The 569-nt window shown below is 56.8% G+C and carries 1 protein-coding gene; it reads left to right on the top strand.

What is annotated here, in order from left to right:
• Nucleotides 1-342: 342 nt before the first annotated feature.
• The coding region (locus V8Z78_RS27080; protein WP_349732520.1) for a reverse transcriptase N-terminal domain-containing protein at nt 343-569 on the top strand (227 nt) is incomplete at its 3' end.

Raw genomic sequence — 569 nt, 5'->3', positions numbered from 1 at the left:
AGATGAGTCCTAACCGGATAGACATGCAGCGATGCGAATCGCCCGTGTCGGCAAGTCAGGGAACGTGGTAAGCCCCACTATCCGCCAGCACGCGCAAGCGTGTCGGCAGGGAAGCCGTAAGGCAACCTGTTGGATGAGGGGGTATGGGATGGTGGAAAAAGCGAATGGCTACCTGTAATGGGTGGCATAGGGGTTCATACCCTGACGCGAAAGCGTGCCCACTTCCACTTGGTGCAACCGTCGCTCGCGACTGCATTTGTTTAAACCTAGCCCGAAGGGATTGTGCGTATCCCTTCGGGGAGACGTGCGTCCTCTGAGGGTTCAACTCGGTAGGAGGAAAGCATGAGAAAACTCACCGGCGACGGCGAATCTGCGTCCTCACGCGAACCGCAAGACTGGCATGCCATCGATTGGCATCGTGTCGAGCAGTTTGTGAGAACGACGCAGCAACGCATAGCGAAGGCAACGCTGGACAAGGACTGGCGCAGGGTGAAAGCTCTGCAACGGTCTTTAAACCACTCGTTTTCCGCCAGGGCTCTGGCGGTAAGACGTGTAACTGAAAACCAAGG

Origin of the sequence: Comamonas sp. wu1-DMT, assembly GCF_040187805.1 — a bacterium.
In the GTDB taxonomy this organism is placed as follows: Bacteria; Pseudomonadota; Gammaproteobacteria; order Burkholderiales; family Burkholderiaceae_C; genus Comamonas; species Comamonas thiooxydans.
This window is presented reverse-complemented; position numbering and strand designations above follow the sequence as displayed.